1 protein-coding gene is annotated in these 648 nt (G+C 67.0%); it reads right to left on the minus strand.

The features are described from left to right. Positions 1-552 (minus strand): hydroxymethylglutaryl-CoA lyase (locus H1B27_RS39710; protein ID WP_197969783.1); only part of this gene is annotated, 552 nt, incomplete at its 3' end. Positions 553-648: the final 96 nt, after the last annotated feature.

The following is a 648-nucleotide window of genomic DNA, read 5'->3' on the forward strand; positions in this document are numbered from 1 at the left end:
GGATGGCGTGCCGACCCCGATGGTGTCGCCGAGCGAAATCTCGTAGCAGCCGAGCTCGAACAACGTGCTGGCGAGATCGGCGACCGCCTTCGGCTTGATCTCGCCGTCGAAGGGGCAACCGAGCACGCAGGAAATATAGCCGCGCACCTTGACGCCATCGGCCTTGGCGCGCGCCAGCACCGGCTTGAAGCGCTCGATCGACTCCGCGACCGTGCAGTTGATGTTGGCGCGCGAAAAACCTTCCGAGGCGGCCGCAAACACCGAGACCACTTCGGCGCCCGCGGCACGCGCGGCGTCATAGCCCTTCTCGTTCGGCACCAGCACGTGGAATTCGGCGCCCTTGATGTGGCTGACGCCGCGCAGCACGGCATCGGAGCTTGCCATCTGCGGGATCGCCCTGGGCGAGACGAAGGCGCCGACTTCGACCGTATGGAGGCCGGCCGCGACCAGCGCCTCGACGAAGGCGATGCGGGCCTCGACGCCGACGGGCGTCTTCTCGTTCTGGAGACCGTCGCGCGGCCCCATTTCGATGATGCGGACGGGATCGCTCATGTCACTCTCCGGAAGGCTCGACCACGGCGAGCTCGACGCCCTCCTGGACGATGTCGCCGACCTTGCACCTGATCGACTTCAGCACGCCGGCAAAGG

Source organism: Bradyrhizobium diversitatis (genome assembly GCF_016031635.1).
In the GTDB taxonomy this organism is placed as follows: domain Bacteria; phylum Pseudomonadota; class Alphaproteobacteria; order Rhizobiales; family Xanthobacteraceae; genus Bradyrhizobium; species Bradyrhizobium diversitatis.